The sequence below is a fragment of the Streptomyces litmocidini genome, from assembly GCF_014649755.1.
In the GTDB taxonomy this organism is placed as follows: Bacteria; Actinomycetota; Actinomycetes; order Streptomycetales; family Streptomycetaceae; genus Streptomyces; species Streptomyces litmocidini.
Window position 1 is genome coordinate 103,908 of sequence record NZ_BMTQ01000007.1, and the last position, 18,321, is coordinate 122,228.

The window sequence follows — 18,321 nt, forward strand, 5'->3', positions numbered from 1 at the left end:
CCGCCACGTCCATGTGAACCGGCGAACCGGGGTCAGGAGGAACGGTGGAGTACAACCTTGCCGACCTGTTCGAATCGGTCGTCGACGTGGTCCCCGACCGCGAGGCGCTGGTGTACGTCGACCACCCGGGCACGGGCGAGGAACGACGGCTCACCTACAGCGAACTCGACGCCGCCGCCAACCGGATCGCCCACCACCTGATCGGCGCGGGCCTCCGGCCCGGCGAGCACCTCGGCCTCCACCTCTACAACGGCGTCGAGTACCTGCAGACCGTCCTCGCCTGTCTGAAGGCGAGGATCGTGCCGGTCAACGTGAACTACCGGTACGTGGAGGAGGAGCTCGTCCACCTCTACCGGGACGCCGACCTGGCGGCGCTCGTCTTCGACGCCGAGTTCACCGGCCGCGTCGCGGCGGCCCTGACACAGACGGAGAAGCTGCGGCACCTGGTGCGGGTGGGAGCCCCTCCCGCGGACGCCCCGGCGCTCGACTGCGTGCCGTTCGCCGAGGCGGAGGCCTCCGGTCCACCGGGGCGCGGCTTCGCCCCCCGCTCGCCCGACGACCTGTTCATCATCTACACCGGCGGCACCACCGGCTTGCCCAAGGGCGTCCTGTGGCGCCAGGAGGACCTCTTCTTCGCGGGCCTCTTCGGGGGCGACCCCTCGGGCGAGCCCGTGAAGAGGCCCGAGGAGCTGGCGGAGCGGGTCGCGGCCGGCGGCGCCGGCATCACCTTCTTCCCCGCGCCGCCCCTCATGCACGGCACCTCCACCCTGACCGCGTTCATCGCCCTCAACTACGGGCAGCGGGTCGTCCTGCACCGCAAGTACGTGCCCGAGGAGGTGCTGCGCACCCTGGAGAAGGAGAAGGTGTCCAGCATCTCCCTCGTCGGCGACGCGATGCTGCGCCCGCTCGTGGACGCACTGCGCGGGCCGCTCAGGGGCACGGACCTGTCCGCCCTCTTCAGCCTCTCCTCCTCCGGGGCGATCATGTCCGAGACGGTACGGGCCGAGCTCCAGGAGCTCATGCCGAACGTCCTGGTGCTCAACAACTTCGGCTCCACCGAGTCCGGTTCCAACGGGCGCGCGACCGACGACTCCGGCCCGGCCAGGGGCTTCCGGCTGCACGTCAACGAACGCACCCAGGTCGTGGACCCGGCGACCCGTGCCCCCGTCGCGCCGGGCGAGACCGGCCGGCTCGCCCAGCGCGGCCACGTCCCGCTCGGCTACTACAACGACCCGGCCAAGACCGCCGAGACCTTCTTCGAGCGGGACGGGGTGCGGTGGGTGCTGCTCGGCGACATGGCGACCGTCGACGAGAACGGGGTGGTCACCGTCCTGGGCCGCGGCTCGCAGTGCATCAACACCGGGGGCGAGAAGGTCTATCCGGAGGAGGTGGAGCAGGCCCTGAAGTCCCACCCCGACGTGTACGACGCGCTGGTCGCCGGGGTGCCGGACGCCAGGTGGGGCAGCCACGTCGCCGCCGTCGTCCAGCTCCGGGACGGGGCGGGGCCGCTGGACCTGGAGTCCCTCCAGGCCCACTGCCGACGGCAGCTGGCGGGCTACAAGGTCCCCCGCCAACTGGTGCTCACCCACCGCGTCCAGCGCTCCCCCAGCGGCAAGGCCGACTACCGCTGGGCCCGCGCGGTGGCGGTGGAGGCGGACGCCGAGGCCCCCTGAGGGGCCGGCCGGCGCGCCGCGGCGGACGGTGTCGCCGTCGAAGGTCCGCCAGGTGCCCTCGCCCAGCGGCAGCACGGGGGGCGACCCCGACGCCCGGCGGATACGTGACCTCGGCCCACGGCCGCAGGTCCACGGCCGCAGGCCCACGGCGTCGAGCAGGGAGCGACGGGATCCCCCTCCGCACGGGACCTCGCCCACGGGCACGAGGACCCGTGCGTCGTCGGGGAAGCCGGGCCGCCCCGTGGACCACCGCGACGGGTTTCGCCGGGAGCACGGCGACGGGGCACGGGGTCACGGCACCGGGCAGGCCGCGCGGTGCCGTGGGCGCGATACGGTGGGAGGACCGTCCCCGAACCGCGAAGGAACCGTTCCACCGTGCCCGACACCCGGGAATCCGCGCTGCGCGGCGACTGCGCCAACTGCTTCGGCCTGTGCTGCGTGGCGCTGCCCTTCGCCAAGTCGGCCGACTTCGCCGTGAACAAGGCGTCGGGCGAGCCCTGCCGGAACCTCCAGGAGGACTTCCGCTGCGGCATCCACACCAGGCTGCGGCCGAGCGGCTTCCAGGGCTGCACGGTGTACGACTGCTTCGGTGCCGGCCAGCGGGTCTCCCAGGTGACCTTCGGCGGCGTGTCCTGGCGCGAGGCTCCGGAGACGGCCCGGCAGATGTACGAGGTGTTCCCCGTGGTGCGCCAGCTGCACGAGCTGCTGCGCTACCTCACGGAGGCCCTGGCGCTGCGGGCCGCCCGCCCCGTCCACGCCGAGCTGCGGGCCGCGCTGGCCCGGGTCGAGGAACTCGCCGGGGACGCTCCGGACGCCCTGGAGGAGCTGGACGTGGCCGCGGTGCGCGCCGAGGTCAATCCGCTGCTCCTCAGGACGAGCGAGCTGGTCCGCGCCGCGGCCGGCGGGCGGCCGAAGAGCCGGCGCGGGGCGGACCTGATCGGCAAGCGGCTGCGCGGGGCGAAGCTGCGGGGCACGGACCTGCGCGGGGCGCTGCTCATCGCGGCCGACCTGACCGGGGCGGACCTGTCGCTCACGGACCTGATCGGCGCCGACCTGCGGGACGCCGATCTGTCGGGCGCGGACCTGACCGGTGCGCTGTTCCTGACGCAGCCCCAGCTGAACTCGGCGCGCGGGAACGCCGCGACCCGGCTCCCGGAGGGCTTCGACCGCCCCGCGCACTGGACGGCCTGATCGGCAGGACACCCCGGGGCCGAAACCGGGACGGGGCGTCGGGAGCCCGCTGACGGCTCCGTGGAGCAGCGCGGTTCCACCGGGGGCGACGGACCTGACGAGGCCGGTGGGGCCGGCGACCGCGTCGAGGACGAGGTCGGCGCCGCGCCCGCCCGTGAGGTCCCGCACGCGCTCGGCGACCTCCTCCTCGTCGGTGACGATCGCCTCGGCCGTTCCCGCCCTGAGCGGGGCGCCCTTCCCGGCCCGGGCCCGGATGGTGACGGGGCGGGGCTCAGACCTCGTACGCGTACGGCGTCGTGGTCGTCAGCGTCAGGAAGCCGAGGCGCCGGAGGACGGGGCGGCTGGTGTCCGCCGCGTCGACCTGGACGTAGCGGTGGCCCCGGTCGGCGGCGATGCGGGCGCGGTGGGAGACGAGGGCGCGGTAGAGGCCGCGGCCGCGCCAGCCCTCGACGGTGCCGCCGCCCCAGAGGCCCGCGAAGTCCGTGCCGGGGTACAGCTCCAGACGGGCGGCGCTGACGGGTTCCCCCGCGGCGAGGGCGACGACGGCGGTGACCGCGTCGGGGTCGGTCGCGAGCCGGTCCAGGAGCCGGCGGCCGAGGGCGGAGCTGTCGGTGCCGAAGGCGCGTTCGTGGACCTCGACGACCTGGCGGACCCCGGCCTCGTCGGTGACCGCGCGGAGTTCGACGCCCTCGGGGAGCGGGACCTCCCGGGGCAGGGCCGCGGCCTCGGCGGCCATCAGGGTCTCCGGCTCCTCGGGGGTGAAGCCGGCCGCGCGGAGCCGCTCGCCGAGGTCGGCGGGGGTGTCGTGCCCGTACAGCTTCCACTCGAAGGGCAGGCCGGCGGTGCGGTAGTGGTCGATCTGCGCGGCGATGACGCGGTCGGCGCTCCCCGCGTCGAGCCCGGACCAGAGGACGCCGTTCCAGGCGTGCGCGGGGCCGGTGTGGCGGACGACGCCGTCGACGTGCTCGACGCGGCAGCCGGGCCCGTCGGAGCGCGCCCCGCGGCGCAGTTGGAGGTCGTAGAGGTCACGCAGGTGCTGGGGTTCCATGGCGGTCACTCCAGCACCCGCGTCCGGGCCGGGCAACGGGTTTTGCCCGGCCGGCGGTCAGGCGCGCGGGCGCACCTCGACGTTCTCCAGGATGCCCACCGCGTCCGGCACGAGGATCGCGGCGGAGTAGTAGGTGGAGACGAGGTAGGAGATGATCGCCTTCTCGTCGATGCCCATGAAGCGGCAGTTGAGGCCGGGCTCGATCTCGTCGGGCAGTCCGGTCTGGTGGAGCCCGATGACGCCCTCGTTGTTCTCGCCGGTGCGGACGGCGATGATCGAGGAGCTCTGCCGGTCCGTGACCGGGATCTTTCCGCAGGGGAGGAGGGGGACTCCGCGCCAGGCCGGCATGTGGCGCCCCTCGACGTCGACGGTGCCGAGCACGAGACCGCGCTTGTTGCACTCCTTGCCGAAGGCGGCGATGGCCCGGGGGTGGGCGAAGAGGTAGTCGGTGTCGCGGCGCATGCTGAGCAGGTCGTCGAGGTCGTCGGGGGTCGGCGGGCCCGAGTGGGTCTGGATGCGCTGGTCGAAGTCGGTGTTGTGGAGCAGCCCGAACTCGGGGTTGTTGACGAGCTCGTGCTCCTGGCGCTCGCGGAGCTCCTGGACGGTCAGGCGGAGCTGCTGCTCCGTCTGGTTCATCGGCTGGTTGTAGAGGTCGGCGACGCGGGTGTGGACCTTCAGGACGGTCTGGGCGACGCTGAGTTCGTACTCGCGCGGCCTGAGTTCGTAGTCCGCGTACGCGCCGGGCAGCACGGTCTCGCCGACATGGCCGGCGCTGAGCTCGATGGCGGCCTCGCCGGCCCTGTTCGTGGGACGGCGGTGGCCGTTCCTCCCGGTGCCCTGGACGTGGTCGCGGAGGTTCTCGTACTCCTCGGCCACGGCCAGGTAGGCGGTGCGGGGCAGGGCGAGGAGGGTGACGGCGGTGGCGGCCTTGGCGGTGAAGTCCCACGTCCCGTCCCCGGCGAGCACCTGGCCGCCGAAGGCGTCGCCGTCGCCGAGCAGGCCGAGGAGGGTCTCGTCGCCGTACTGTCCGGTGCCGAGCTTCTCGATCTTGCCGTGGGCGACGAGGTGGACGTGGTCGGCCGGGCTGCCGGCGTTCACGATGACCTGGCCGGGCGCGTACTCCTGCTGGACGAAGCGCTCGGCGAGGGCGCCGAGCGCGGCGGGGTCGTCGAAGCCGCGCAGCAGCGGGAGTTCGGCCAGCTCGGCGGGGATGACCTCGACCCTGGAGCCGCTCTTGACGAAGGTGACGCGGCCGTCGCCGACCACGTACGAGAGGCGCCGGTTGACCCGGTAGACGCCGCCGGGGGTGTGGACCCAGGGGAGCTTGCGGAGCAGCCAGCGGGAGCTGATGCCCTGCATCTGGGGTTCGGACTTGGTGGTGGTGGCGAGGTTGCGGGCGGCGGCGGTGCTGAGGCTGAGCTGCACCTGGCGGAACTCGATGGCGGGCGGGGTGGCCGCCGGCACGGTGTCGACCGACATGGGGGCTCGCTTTCTGGGGCGTTCGCGGACTCGTACGTCACTCTCCGCGCCCAGATGTAACGCACCGTGCCGTACCTCATCCGGGTGCGGCGCGAACGGGTGGGAGTGCCGGGTGGGGGCGGCCGCCCCGCGGGCGCCGTGCGCGCTCCGCCGTCCGGACGGTCACCCGACGGCCACCTGGCGGGAAAAGTTCTCCCGGCCCCTTGCCAAACCCCGGGGGCCTCCGGTTTTACTGGCCCCGGACGGATCAACCGAATGATCGGTTGTCCGTTTTACGACGGCGGAGGAGTGGCGCATGACGGAACTGCTGGACAGCGGCGAACGGCTCGGGCGCGAGGAGCTCGCGGCCCTCCAGCTGGAGCGGCTGCGCACGACCCTGCGGCACGCGTACGAGAACGTGGACTTCTACCGGCGCTCCTTCGACGCGGCCGGACTGGCCCCGGACGACTGCCGTACGCTCGCGGACCTGGCCCGCTTCCCGTTCACCGCCAAGTCGGACCTGCGCGATCACTACCCCTTCGGCATGTTCGCCGTCGACCAGTCCCGGATCCGGCGGATCCACGCCTCCAGCGGCACCACCGGCCGGCCGACCGTGGTCGGCTACACCCAGGCCGACCTGGACATGTGGGCCGACGTCGTGGCCCGCTCCCTGCGCGCCGCCGGGGCGCGCCCCGGGCACAAGGTCCACGTGGCCTACGGGTACGGCCTGTTCACCGGCGGCCTCGGCGCCCACTACGGCGCGGAGCGGCTCGGGTGCACGGTGATCCCGGCGTCCGGCGGCATGACGGCCCGGCAGGTGCAGCTCATCCAGGACTTCCGGCCCGAGATCATCATGGTGACCCCCTCGTACATGCTGACGCTGCTCGACGAGTTCGAGCGGCAGGGCGTGGACCCGCGGTCGACCTCGCTGAAGGTCGGCGTCTTCGGCGCGGAGCCGTGGACGGAGGAGATGCGCGGGGAGATCGAGGAGCGGTTCGCGATCGACGCGGTCGACATCTACGGCCTGTCGGAGGTGATCGGCCCCGGCGTGGCGCAGGAGTGCGTGGAGACCAAGGACGGTCTGCACATCTGGGAGGACCACTTCTACCCGGAGGTCGTGGACCCGTTCACCGGCGAGGTGCTGCCCGACGGGGAGCAGGGCGAGCTGGTCCTCACCTCGCTCACCAAGGAGGCCATGCCGGTGATCCGCTACCGGACCCGTGACCTCACCCGTCTGCTGCCGGGGACCGCTCGGGTGTTCCGCCGGATGGAGAAGGTCACCGGACGCAGCGACGACATGATCATCCTGCGCGGGGTGAACCTCTTCCCCACCCAGATCGAGGAGATCGTGCTGCGGACCCCGGGCGTGGCTCCGCACTTCCAGCTGCGACTGACCCGGAAGGGCCGGCTCGACGTCCTGGCCGTGCGGGCCGAGGCCCGCCCGGACGCGACGCCCGGGGAGCGCGAGGCGGCGGCCCGGGCGATCGCGGCGGCGGTGAAGGACGGGGTCGGGGTCTCCGTGGACGTGGAGGTGGTCGACCCGGAGACGCTGGAGCGCTCGGTGGGGAAGATCAAGCGGATCGTGGACCTCCGGGGCGCGTAGCCTGGGGGGAAGGAGGTGGTTGCGATGCTGTCGGACTCCCCCATAGCCGCGATCATTCCGGTCAACGACATGAACCGGGCCAAGCGGTTCTACTCGGAGACCCTCGGCCTCACCCTCACGAAGGAATCACCCGAGGACACCAGGTTCGAGACCGGTGGGACGACCATCGGCCTCTACGAGACGCCCTACGGCGGCAAGGCCGAGCACACCTTGGCGAGCTGGAAGGTCGCCGACCTCGACGCGGAGATGTCGACGTTGCGCTCCAAGGGCGTCACGTTCGAGGACTACGACCTGCCCGGCATCAAGACGGTCGACGGTGTGGTCGAGTCGGACACCATGCGGGGCGCCTGGTTCAAGGACAGCGAGGGCAACGTCCTCTGCGTGATGGAGGAGCGCGAGGGCTGAGTCCCCGCCCCGCGGTGCCGTGAGACGCCGCGGGCCGTGAGACGCCGCGGCGTCCCGAGGCCCCGCGGTGTCACGAGGCCCCGCGGTGTCACGAGGCGCCGCGGTGTCACGAGGCGCCGAAGCGGTCCCTGAGTTCCCGCTTGAGGATCTTGCCGCTGGCGTTGCGGGGGAGCGCGTCCACGAGGAGGACGCGCTTCGGCGCCTTGAAGCGGGCGAGCTTCTCGCGGGCGTGGTCGAGGAGTTCGGCCTCGGTGACCTCCCCGCGCGGGACGACGACGGCCGTGACCGCCTCGATCCACCGCTCGTCGGGGAGGCCGATGACGGCCGCCTCGGCGACCGCGGGATGGGTGTAGAGCGCGTCCTCCACCTGGCGGGAGGCGACGAGCACGCCACCGGAGTTGATGACGTCCTTCACCCGGTCGACGATCGTGAGGTAGCCCTCCGCGTCGCGGACCGCGAGGTCCCCCGAGTGGAACCAGCCGCCCCGGAAGGCCTCCCCGGTCTCGTCGGGCTTGCGCCAGTAGCCCTCGCACAGCTGCGGGGAGCGGTAGACGATCTCCCCCGGGGTGCCGTCGGGCACGTCCTCGCCGTCCTCGCCGACGACCCGGGCCTCGACGTGGCGCACGGGACGGCCGCAGGACTCCATCCGGCCCTCGTGCTCGTCGGGGCCGAGGACGGTGGCGAGCGGGCCGATCTCCGACTGGCCGAAGCAGTTGTAGAAGGCGAGTTCCGGGAGCCGGGCGCGCAGCCGCTCCAGGACGGGCACGGGCATGATCGAGGCCCCGTAGTAGGCCTTGCGCAGGGGCGAGAGGTCGCGGGCGGCGAAGTCCGGGTGGCCGGCGAGGGCGATCCAGACGGTCGGCGGGGCGAAGAGGCTGTCGGCACGGCCCGTCTCGATCAGCTCGAACAGGACGTCCGGGTCGGGTCCGTCGACGATCGTGTTCTCGGCGCCGACGGCGAGGTAGGGCAGCAGGAAGACGTGCATCTGCGCCGAGTGGTAGAGCGGCAGCGCGTGCACCGGCCGGTCGTCCTCGCTCAGGTCGAGGGCCTCGATCGCGCTCGCGTACTCGTGGGCGAGGGCGAGGTGGGTCATCATCGCGCCCTTGGGGAGCGCGGTGGTGCCCGAGGTGTAGAGCAGCTGGGCGAGGTCGCGGGCGTCGCGGTCGGTGAGGTACTCCTCCGGTGCGGCGAGCGCGTCGAGCAGTGAACCGGGCGCGTCCCGCAGGGCCTTGACCGCGAAGCCCTCGGGGATCCGGTCGGCGAGGGCGGGGTCGGCGAGCACGAGCGAGCTGTCCGACTGCTCCAGGACGTACGCGAGGTCCTCGCCGGTCAGGTGGTGGTTGACCGGCACGTGGATCAGGCCGGCCCGGGCGCAGGCGAGGAACGCGACGAGGTAGGCGTCCGAGTTGTGGCCGTACGTGGCGACGCGGGCGTACTCCGGCAGGGCGATCCCGTGCTCCGGCTCGCGCAGGACGGCGGCGGCCGTGGAGACGGCCGCGTCCAGCTCCGCGTACGTCCAGGTCCGGTCGGCGTACCGCACGGCGATCCGGTCGGGCACGCGCCGGGCGCTCGCGCGCAGGTGACCGTCGACGGTACGGCTGAGGAGTCGGTCCATGCGGTGATCCTCGGCGCGGGGCACGGGAAAGGTCAAGTACCGCGCGGGGGACCGCGTCCGCCCGGACCTCGGATACCGAACGGGATGTTGACATGGGGGCGGGCAGCTGCGTGCATGGTCCGACCCGCAGTGCCCATCAGCCCGTTGGGAGGCATCTTGCACCTCCGTACCCGTCTGAAACACCTGGCGCTCGCCGGCGCGGCCCTCGCCGTCGTCACGGCCTCGCTGCCCGGCGCGGCGGCCGCCGACTCCGGCGGCCGGGAACGTCACCCCGCCGACCGGGGCCTGTCGGCCGTCATCCGCTACACCGAGTACGGCATCCCGCACATCGTGGCGAAGGACTACGCGGACCTCGGGTTCGGCACGGGCTGGGCCCAGGCCGCCGACCAGGTCTGTGTGCTCGCCGACGGCTTCCTGACCGTGAACGGGGAACGCTCCCGGCACTTCGGCCCGGACGCCGCCCCCGACGGCTCGCTCTCCTCCGCCGCCACGAACCTCTCCAGCGACCTGTACTTCCGCGGCGTGAAGGAGGCGGGAACGGTCGAGGACCTGCTCGGCACCCCGGCACCGGCCGGGCCGAGCCGGGAGCTGAAGGAGCTGATGCGCGGCTGGGCGGCCGGTTACAACGCCTGGCTGCGGAAGAACCGCGTCACCGATCCGGCCTGCGCGGACGCCGACTGGGTCCGTCCGGTGACCGCGCTCGACGTGGCCCGGCGCGGCTTCGCCGTCTCGGTGCTCGGCGGCCAGGGCCGGGCCGTGGACGGCATCACGGCCGCCCGGCCGCCGGCCGTTCCCCCGGCGACCACCGCGCGCACCGCCGGTCCGGCCCCCGGCTCCGTCCCCGATCCGGACGAGGCCGCCGAGGCGGCGCGTGCGCTGTTCGCCCCCGAGAACGCCACCATGGGCTCCAACGCCGTCGCGTTCTCCGGGGCCACGACGGCGAACGGGCGCGGGCTCCTCCTGGGGAACCCGCACTACCCGTGGCAGGGCGGCCGCCGGTTCTGGCAGTCGCAGCAGACCATCCCGGGCGAACTGAACGTCTCCGGCGCCTCGCTCCTGGGCACGGCCGTCGTCAACATCGGCTTCAACGACGAGGTCGCCTGGAGCCACACCGTCGCCACCGGGGTACCGCTCAACCTGCACCAGCTGACGCTCGCGCCCGGGGACCCGACCTCCTACCTGGTGGACGGGAAGCCGGAGCGGATGACCCCGCGCGCGGTGACCGTGGCCGTGAAGGACGGCGCACCCGTCACCCGTACCCAGTGGTGGACCCGGTACGGGCCGGTCGTCGGCGGCCTCGGGCCGCAGTTGCCGCTGCCGTGGACCGCGACCACGGCGTACGCGCTGAACGACCCCAACGCGCTCAACCTGCGGGGCTCCGACACCGCGCTCGGCTTCGGCAGGGCCCGCTCCACGCAGGACGTCGCCGACGTCCTGGAGCGCACGCAGGGCCTGCCCTGGGTCAACACGATCGCGGCGGACTCCGCGGGGCACTCGCTCTTCACCCAGTCCCAGGTGCTCCCCCGGATCACCGACGAGCTCGCCGCGCGCTGCTCCACCCCGCTCGGCCGGGCCACCTACCCGGCCTCGGGGGTCGCCGTGCTCGACGGCTCGCGGTCGGACTGCGCGCTCGGCTCCGACCCGGACGCGGTGCAGCCGGGCGTCTTCGGTCCGGCGAAGATGCCGGTCCTGCGGGACGCGCCGTACGTGGAGAACTCCAACGACAGCGCCTGGCTGACCAACGCCGACCGGCCGCTGACCGGCTACGAGCGGATCTTCGGCACGGTCGCGACGCCGCGCTCGCTGCGCACCCGGGGCGGGATCGAGGACGTGGCGGCGATGGCCGACGGGGGCCGGCTCACGGTGGCCGACCTCCAGCGCCGGCAGTTCGCGAACCGGGCGCCGGCCGGTGACCTGGCGGCCGCCGACGCGGCCGGGGCGTGCGCGTCGGCGCTGCCGGAGGATCCGGAGGTCTGCCGGGTGATCGGGGCCTGGGACCGGACGATGGACACCGGCAGCCGGGGCGCGCTGCTCTTCGACCGGTTCTGGCGGAGGTTCACGGGGACGGTGAAGCCGGCCGACCAGTGGAAGGTGCCGTTCTCGGCGGCCGACCCGGTCCGCACCCCGAACACCCTGAACACCGGGGTGCCGGAGTTCGCGAAGGCCCTCGCGGGCGCGGCGGCGGAGCTGCGGGCGGCGGGCATCGCGCTGGACGCGCCGCTCGGCGCCCACCAGTTCGTCGTACGGAACGGGGAGCGGATCCCGGTGAGCGGCGGGACCGAGTCGCTGGGCGTCTGGAACAAGGCCGAGCCCGTGTGGAACGCGGCGGGCGGCGGCTACGTGGAGGTCGCGCACGGGACCAGCCACGTGCAGGCCGTGGGTTGGGACGGCGGCCGGTGCCCGGTGGCCCGCACCCTGCTCTCGTACTCCCAGTCGTCGAACCCGGCGTCCCCGCACTACAGCGACCAGACCCGGCTGTTCGCGGACGAGCGCTGGGTGACCTCACGGTTCTGCGAGAAGGACATCCTGCGCTCGCCCGCGCTGAAGGTGGTCGTCGTCAGGGGGTGAACCCGCCCGTCACGGGCTGAACGAGAGGAACACGAAGGCGGCGAAGATCGCGAGATGGACGCTGCCCTGGAGGAGCGTGGCGCGCCCCGGCACCACCGTCAGGGCGCTCACCACGGCCGTGAGCACGAGCAGCACCATGTGGAGGGGCCCCAGGCCGAGGATCAGGGGCCCCTCCAGCCAGATCGAGGCGAGCGCGATCGACGGGATCGTCAGGCCGATGCTGGCGATGGCCGATCCGTACGCCAGGTTCATGCTGGTCTGCATGCGGTCCCGGCTCGCCGCGCGCACGGCGGCGAGGGTCTCGGGCAGCAGCACCATCAGGGCGATGACGACGCCGACGACCGCCTTGGGCAGGCCCGCGGAGGCGACGGCGTCCTCGATGGTGGGCGAGACGAGCTTGGCGTTGCCGACGACGGCGACGAGGGCGACCACGAGCAGGCCGAGGCTGAACCAGGCGTCGCTGGTGGTCGGCGGCGCGGCGTGCTCGTCCTCCGACTCCGGGATCCCCCGGTCCGGGCGCGGCACGGGCAGGAAGTAGTCGCGGTGCCGGATCGTCTGGACGCCGACGAAGACCCCGTAGAGGAGCAGGGAGGCGACGGCGGCGAAGGCCAGCTGCCCGGCGGAGAACTCGGGACCGGGGTGGGTCGTCGTGAACGTCGGCAGGACCAGGGTCATGGTCGCGAGGGTGCAGACGACGGCGAGTTCGCCGCCGGAGCCCTCCGCGTTGAAGACGGCGATCCGGTTGCGCAGCGCGCCGACGAGCAGCGAGAGGCCGACGATGCCGTTGCAGGTGATCATGACGGCGGCGAAGACCGTGTCCCGGGCGTAGCTCGTCGCCTTGTCGCCCCCTCCGATCATCAGCATGACGATCAGTCCGACCTCGATGACGGTGACGGCCACGGCGAGGACGAGGGAGCCGAAGGGTTCGCCGATGCGGTGGGCGATGACCTCGGCGTGGTGGACGGCCGAGAGCACCGCGGCGAACAGGCAGACGACGATGATCGCCACCGCGAAGCCCGGGAGCTCGCGCCCCCAGGCCAGACCGAGCACGAGCGCCGCCACCACCGGCCCCCAGGTGGTCCACTGCCGTGTCCATGCCGCCGTGCTCGAACCCATGATCCGCATCCTGCCACAAGGAGGGCTTTTCTCCCGTTTCGTTCGGTCGTCACGATCGGTGGGACCGCACTCACGGGCGGCGGGGGTCCCGACGACGGGGCGGGGTGACGGCCGGGCCGGTCCGCCGCCGGGCCGGGGTCCGCCAGCCCTCCCGCTCTCACCGGTGGAGCCGATTCCGGGGTGAATCGCTGTACAAATCACGACAAAAGCATGCCTTCAGGGCTAGATTCCCCTTTCAGTGGGCGGTCGAGCACCGGCGTCTGTCACTTCCTCGATCAGCGGCATCGACGGAGACCGGCGGGCACGGCGGGGACGAGCGGGGCGGCGCTGTTCGGGCCCGCCGTCTCCCGGCCCGCCGGTCGATCCCCCGCCCGGTCGGCGGTCACCGCCCCAACGGAACGCTCCCGTCCACGAGGAACGCCATGACCCATGCGGAAACCAGTACCGAGGCCTCCTCCGGCGGCCCCCCGCCCACGGCCAAGCTGACCCTGCTGACGCTCACCGCCATGGTCGTCGGCTCCATGGTCGGAGCGGGCGTCTTCTCCCTGCCGCGGCGGTTCGCCCAGGAGACCGGCGTCGCGGGCGCGCTGATCGCCTGGACGGTCGCCGGCCTCGGCATGCTGATGCTCGCCTTCGTCTTCCAGACCCTCGCGGTCCGGCGCCCGGACCTGGACGCCGGCGTCTACGCGTACGCCAAGGCCGGCTTCGGCGAGTACCTCGGCTTCTTCTCCGCCTTCGGCTACTGGGCCAGCGCCTGCGTCGGCAACGTGACCTACTGGGTCCTGATCATGTCGACGATCGGTGCCGTCGCCCCGGCGCTGGGCGACGGCGACACCGCCCTCGCCATCGTCCTGTCCTCCGTCGGGCTCTGGTGCTTCTTCCTCCTCATCCGCCGGGGGGTGAAGGAGGCGGCCACGATCAACCGGATCGTCACCGTCGCCAAGGTCGTCCCCATCGTCGTCTTCGTCATCCTGGCGCTCTTCTCCTTCGACCCGTCCGTCTTCGCGGACAACTTCGGCGGTGCCGACTACGCGGGCTCCCTTTTCGACCAGGTCCGCGGCACGATGCTCGCCACCGTCTTCGTCTTCCTCGGCGTCGAGGGCGCGAGCGTCTACTCGCGGCACGCCAAGCGCCGGGAGGACGTCGGACGGGCCACGATCCTGGGCTTCCTCAGCGTCTTCGCGGTCTTCGCCTCGGTGACCATCGTGTCGTACGGCATCCTGCCGATGGGCGAGATCGCCGAGCTCCGGCAGCCCTCCATGGCGGGCGTCCTGGAGGCCGCCGTCGGCACCTGGGGCAAGGCCTTCGTCAGCGTCGGCCTGATCGTCTCCGTGCTCGGCGCCTATCTCGCCTGGACGCTGATGGCCGCCGAGGTGCTGTTCGTCGCGGCGAAGGACAAGGACATGCCCCGCTTCCTCGGGCGCTCCAGCGGCGACGACGTCCCGGTCCCGGCCCTGCTCATGACGACGTCCCTCAGCCAGGTCGTCCTGGTCGTCACGGCCTTCTCCGACGACGCGTTCAACTTCGCCCTCGACCTGACGAGCGCCCTGAGTCTCATCCCCTTCCTCCTGGCCGCCGCCTTCGCCGTGAAGATCGCGCTGCGGCCGCGGGCGGAGCGGGTGGTCGGGCGCGGCACCCGGCGGGAACTGGTCGTCGCCGTCGTCGCCACCCTCTACACGGCGTTCCTCCTCTACGCGGCCGGACTCAAGTTCGTCCTCGTCTCCTTCATCCTCTACGCCCCCGCCACCTTCCTGTTCGTCAAGGCCAGGCGGGAGCAGGACCGGCGCCTCTTCTCCCCCGTCGAGGCCGTCATCTGCGCGGTCTCCGTCGTCGGGGCCGTCATCGGTGTCATCGCCCTCGCCGCCGGCTGGATCGAGCTCTGAACCCGCCGGGACACGTTCCCGGCCCCCTCGGAAAGGTTGACCATGACACACACCGAGACCAGCTCCGCCCCGTCCGCGCTCGGCGTCCACTCCGAGGTCGGGCGCCTGCGCAAGGTCCTGGTCTGCTCACCCGGCCTCGCGCACCGGCGGCTGACCCCGACCAACTCCGACGACCTGCTCTTCGACGACGTCATGTGGGTGGAGAACGCCCAGCGCGACCACGCCGACTTCGTCGACGAACTCACCCGGCGCGGTGTCGACGTCGTCGAGCTGCACCAGCTGCTCGCCGAGACCATGGCGATCCCCGAGGCGAAGGACTGGCTCCTCGACCGGAAGATCGTGCCCAACGAGGTCGGTCTCGGCCTGGTCGACGACACCCGCGCCTTCCTCGACTCCCTCGCCCCGCGGGAGCTGGCCGAGTTCCTCATCGGCGGACTGTCCACGGTCGACCTGCCCGAGGAGTTCCGCTCCGGGTACGTGTCCCTCGCCCGGGAAGGCGTCGGGGCGCGCGAGTACCTCATGCCGCCGCTGCCGAACACGCTCTACACCCGCGACACCACCTGCTGGCTGTACGGCGGACTCACCCTCAACCCGCTGTACTGGCCCGCCCGTCACGGCGAGACGCTCCTCATGAAGGCCGTCTACGCCTTCCACCCCGACTTCAAGGACGCGACCGTCTGGTGGGGCGACCCCGAACAGGACTGGGGGCAGGCCACCTTCGAGGGCGGCGACATCATGCCGGTCGGCAACGGGGTCGTCCTCATGGGCATGAGCGAGCGCACCTCGCGCCAGGCCATCACCCAGGTCGCCGCCGCCCTCTTCAGGAACGGCGCCGCCGAGCACGTGATCGTGGCCGGCATGCCGAAGCTGCGCGCGGCCATGCACCTCGACACCGTGTTCACCTTCGCGGACCGCGACATCGTCACGCTCTATCCGACGATCACGGACGCCATCCACACGTTCTCGCTGCGTCCGAGCGACAAGGCGCCGGGCGTCGACATCGCCGACGAGGGCGGCACCCCGTTCGTCGACGTCGTCGCCAAGGGCCTCGGCCTGTCCGAGCTCCGGGTGATCGAGACCGGCGGAGACGTCTACGCCTCCGAGCGCCAGCAGTGGGACAGCGGCAACAACGCCGTCGCGGTCGAACCCGGTGTCGTCTTCACGTACGACCGCAACACCCAGACCAACGCCCTGCTGCGCGGGGCGGGGGTGGAGGTCATCAACATCGTCGGTGCCGAACTCGGCCGCGGGCGCGGCGGCGGCCACTGCATGACCTGCCCGCTGATCCGCGACGCGGTCGACTTCTGAGCCGCCCCGCCGCGTTCCGGCGCGCACGGCGCCGCGGACTCCCCGGAAGGGAGTCGGCGGCGCCGTCGCGTGCGCCGGCGGGGTCCCCGGACGGCGGTACGGCCCGGGGTCAGGCCGTCGTCCCGGAGGCGGGACCGGCGAGCTGCTCGGCGAGTTCCCGCTCGCTCTCCTCCGGCAGGGAGGTCTTGAGGACGGTCCCGCGGAAGGGCTCCATGGCCGCGGCGAACCGGTCCTCGGTGATCTTGGAGGCCAGGATCACGACGGCCGCCGAACCGGGTTCGAGGAGGTCGCTCACCTTCTTGCGGAACCCGTTGTCGACGCCCATCTGGGTCAGCTTGCCGATGATGCCCCCGAGGGCCGCGCCCACCACCCCGATGCCGGGAGTGAGGACGAGGATGCCGAGGACCATTCCCCAGAGCGCACCGGCCGTGGCCGAGAGGGCGATCTCCTCGCGTCTGGCGGGGGTGTCCACATGGGTCTCGCCGTCCTCGTCGACCCTGACGACGGCGAGGCCCTTCAGTTCGACGACGTGGTCGTCACGGAGGGCCTGAACCGCTTTGAAGGCCTTGGTCGCGACCTCGTGGTCGTCGTAGCCGATGACGATGAGTTCGGACATGCGGTGATCCTTTCTCAGTACCTCTGCGCTTTGGTGAGCCGCGGCGTGAGCACCGGCTCGGGGGGCTGCCGGCTGATGACCAGGGGCTGCCGCCGCTCGCCGGGCGCGAGGTCCTCGGCGCCCACGAACTGGGTCTCGACGACCTTGCCCGACGGGTCGAGGAAGTCGACCTGGACGGCGTAGGACGCCTTCGCGCTCGTCTTGTTGGTGATGGTGACGACGACGGTGAGCAGGCCGTTCGTGTCGGCCCGGGGCTTGCCGGTCATCCCGACCTCGTTCAGGGCGTTCCCGCTGCCCTCGACCCCCTTCAGGGCGTTCTCCGCCGCCTGCCGGGAGCGTTCCACCTCGGCGCCGACCGACGCCTGGCGCGACGCCTCCCGCGCGGAGGCCGAGGCGGACGCGGACGAGGCCGAGGCCTGGGCGGACGCGATCCGCGACTTCGCCGCCGAGGCGACGGAGGAGGGATGGTCGCCGGAGAACGACGCGGTGTCGGGCGCCGTGGGACGATCGCTGAACGCGGGCGTGCCGGAGTCGTTCCCGTCCGAGCCGCAGGACACCAGGGCGACCGCGCCGAGCGCGGTCGTGAGGACGGCGGCGACGGCGCTCGCCGCCCGGGCACGGACCGGCCCGCTCCCGCGGGACGATGGGGTGTTCATGGGGGATCCTTCCGATGGCGTACGGTCCGCTTCGGCGTCAGTAGCGCAGCACGGCGGCGATGCGGTTCGCGTCCGCCAGGGCGTCGTCGGGGACGAACCGCACCTCGGCGCCTTTCTCCAGCGCCTGTTCGACGATCTCGTCCACGATGTCGTCGCGGGAGTCGCGGTCGGACGCGTCCGCGGGTTCGAGGTGGTCGCCGTCGTCGCGCACGACGGTCCGGTAGTGCTCCTCGACGGCGAGCAGACGGATGCGGCCCTCCCGCGCGGCCTCGCGCACCTCGTCGAGGCCACCGGCGTACTCCCGGCGGCTCCGTGCCGCGTCCAGCTCGGCCAGCACGGTGGTCGACACGGCCTGCTCGTGGGCGGCGAGCAGCGGTGCCAGCGCCTTTCGCACGGCCTCCTCGGGCCCGTGTCCGAGACCGCCCTGAGGGAGGGTGGCCGTGCCCTGCGGCAGCGATCCCGTCTCTTCGAGGAGGGAGATCGCGGGCGCCTCGCCGATCACGTACAGGGGTCGCGGCTCGGAGGCGAGGACGGTCCGCAGCGCCTCGTGCGCCTCCCGGAAGAAGGCGCGCGCGTCCTCGTCCCGGAAGGTGCTCGGCAGGTCCCCGACGCGTTCCTTGCGCTCGGCGTCCGGGTCCTCCAGGCTGCGCGTCAGCGGGAACCCGTCCGCCGTGTGCTCGGCGGCCCGCTCCGGTGCCCCGTTCCACAGGGAGATCCGGTCCGCCGCCACCGTCAGGGCCCAGTAGGGCCGTTCGGCGGACCGGGCGGCGACGAGGTTGCGCGTGAGGAAGGTGTCGGCCACGACCACCCGCTCGGGGACGGTCCGGGCCACCGTCCACACGTGGTGCTCGCCCGGCGCCACGTGGATCACCAGGCCGTCCTCCGCGTGGACGAGGTCGACCTCGGCGACCGCCCGCTCCAGCCGGCTCAGCACGTCCGCGCGCCGCTCCCGCGTCACGCCGGGGTCGTCCTGCAGTTCCTTCTCCGCCCGGGCCAGGAGGTTGCGCAGCCGTACGGGGTCCTGGGCGTTGTCCGGCTCGCGGCGGTGGGTCGGCATCACGAGGGACACGGCGGGGTAGGGGCGGGGCCGGCGCAGCTCGGCGAGCGCGGCGGTGGTGAGCGCGGGGTACATGAACACACCTTTCGATCGGTTGGAAGGAGCCGGGGCCGTACGGGGTGCC

At 72.7% G+C, this 18,321-nt stretch carries 14 protein-coding genes; 7 read left to right on the forward strand and 7 right to left on the reverse strand.

Annotated features, from left to right (window positions below; genetic code table 11):
* The first annotated feature begins 44 nt into the window (after positions 1 to 44).
* Together IE180_RS17415 and IE180_RS17420 are read left to right on the forward strand one after the other, a co-directional pair.
* Positions 45 to 1,673, forward strand: coding sequence for an acyl-CoA synthetase (locus IE180_RS17415; RefSeq protein WP_190157794.1), 1,629 nt, complete (start codon positions 45 to 47; stop codon positions 1,671 to 1,673).
* Positions 1,674 to 2,048: 375 nt separating this feature from the next.
* Positions 2,049 to 2,864 carry a pentapeptide repeat-containing protein gene (locus IE180_RS17420; protein ID WP_190157795.1) on the forward strand — a complete coding sequence of 272 codons (816 nt, stop codon included), beginning with the start codon at positions 2,049 to 2,051 and terminating at the stop codon, positions 2,862 to 2,864.
* A 271-nt stretch (positions 2,865 to 3,135) separates the two neighbouring features.
* Here the strand turns inward: IE180_RS17420 and IE180_RS17425 are convergent, their stop codons facing one another.
* Together IE180_RS17425 and IE180_RS17430 are read right to left on the reverse strand one after the other, a co-directional pair.
* Complete coding sequence (locus IE180_RS17425) at positions 3,136 to 3,912, reverse strand: GNAT family N-acetyltransferase (protein ID WP_190157796.1); 777 nt, start codon at positions 3,910 to 3,912, stop codon at positions 3,136 to 3,138.
* Between the two features lie 57 nt (positions 3,913 to 3,969).
* A complete protein-coding gene (locus IE180_RS17430) occupies positions 3,970 to 5,391 on the reverse strand; it encodes a family 2B encapsulin nanocompartment shell protein (protein ID WP_190157797.1) in 1,422 nt (473 codons plus the stop codon).
* A 295-nt stretch (positions 5,392 to 5,686) separates the two neighbouring features.
* Here IE180_RS17430 and paaK point away from each other — a divergent pair, with 295 nt between their 5' ends.
* On the forward strand, positions 5,687 to 6,973 hold the full coding sequence (paaK, locus tag IE180_RS17435; protein WP_190157798.1) for a phenylacetate--CoA ligase PaaK: 1,287 nt from the start codon (positions 5,687 to 5,689) through the stop codon (positions 6,971 to 6,973).
* Positions 6,974 to 6,997: 24 nt separating this feature from the next.
* Positions 6,998 to 7,378 carry a VOC family protein gene (locus IE180_RS17440; protein ID WP_190157799.1) on the forward strand — a complete coding sequence of 127 codons (381 nt, stop codon included), beginning with the start codon at positions 6,998 to 7,000 and terminating at the stop codon, positions 7,376 to 7,378.
* A 106-nt stretch (positions 7,379 to 7,484) separates the two neighbouring features.
* On the opposite strand, the gene IE180_RS17445 is transcribed toward IE180_RS17440, so the two are convergent.
* Positions 7,485 to 8,993 carry a fatty acyl-CoA synthetase gene (locus IE180_RS17445; RefSeq protein ID WP_190157800.1) on the reverse strand — a complete coding sequence of 503 codons (1,509 nt, stop codon included), beginning with the start codon at positions 8,991 to 8,993 and terminating at the stop codon, positions 7,485 to 7,487.
* Positions 8,994 to 9,149: 156 nt separating this feature from the next.
* Between IE180_RS17445 and IE180_RS17450 the strand changes: the two genes are divergently transcribed.
* Complete coding sequence (locus IE180_RS17450; protein ID WP_190157801.1) at positions 9,150 to 11,561, forward strand: penicillin acylase family protein; 2,412 nt, start codon at positions 9,150 to 9,152, stop codon at positions 11,559 to 11,561.
* A gap of 9 nt (positions 11,562 to 11,570) precedes the next feature.
* Here the strand turns inward: IE180_RS17450 and IE180_RS17455 are convergent, their stop codons facing one another.
* On the reverse strand, positions 11,571 to 12,677 hold the full coding sequence (locus tag IE180_RS17455; RefSeq protein WP_190157802.1) for a calcium:cation antiporter: 1,107 nt from the start codon (positions 12,675 to 12,677) through the stop codon (positions 11,571 to 11,573).
* Positions 12,678 to 13,099: 422 nt separating this feature from the next.
* Between IE180_RS17455 and IE180_RS17460 the strand changes: the two genes are divergently transcribed.
* Positions 13,100 to 14,560 (forward strand): basic amino acid/polyamine antiporter, encoded by a 1,461-nt coding sequence (locus IE180_RS17460; protein WP_190157803.1) that lies wholly within the window; start codon positions 13,100 to 13,102, stop codon positions 14,558 to 14,560.
* Between the two features lie 42 nt (positions 14,561 to 14,602).
* Positions 14,603 to 15,868 (forward strand): arginine deiminase, encoded by a 1,266-nt coding sequence (locus IE180_RS17465; RefSeq protein ID WP_190157804.1) that lies wholly within the window; start codon positions 14,603 to 14,605, stop codon positions 15,866 to 15,868.
* A 109-nt stretch (positions 15,869 to 15,977) separates the two neighbouring features.
* On the opposite strand, the gene IE180_RS17470 is transcribed toward IE180_RS17465, so the two are convergent.
* Genes IE180_RS17470 through IE180_RS17480 form a run of 3 tightly spaced genes read right to left on the reverse strand, consistent with a single transcriptional unit; the run spans position 15,978 to position 18,272 of the window.
* Complete coding sequence (locus IE180_RS17470; RefSeq protein WP_190157805.1) at positions 15,978 to 16,484, reverse strand: DUF1269 domain-containing protein; 507 nt, start codon at positions 16,482 to 16,484, stop codon at positions 15,978 to 15,980.
* Between the two features lie 14 nt (positions 16,485 to 16,498).
* Positions 16,499 to 17,140, reverse strand: a complete 642-nt coding sequence (locus tag IE180_RS17475) for an FxLYD domain-containing protein (protein ID WP_190157806.1) — start codon at positions 17,138 to 17,140, stop codon at positions 16,499 to 16,501.
* A 37-nt stretch (positions 17,141 to 17,177) separates the two neighbouring features.
* The gene (locus tag IE180_RS17480; protein ID WP_190157807.1) at positions 17,178 to 18,272 is read right to left on the reverse strand and encodes a baeRF3 domain-containing protein; all 1,095 of its coding nucleotides are present in this window, start codon (positions 18,270 to 18,272) and stop codon (positions 17,178 to 17,180) included.
* Positions 18,273 to 18,321: the final 49 nt, after the last annotated feature.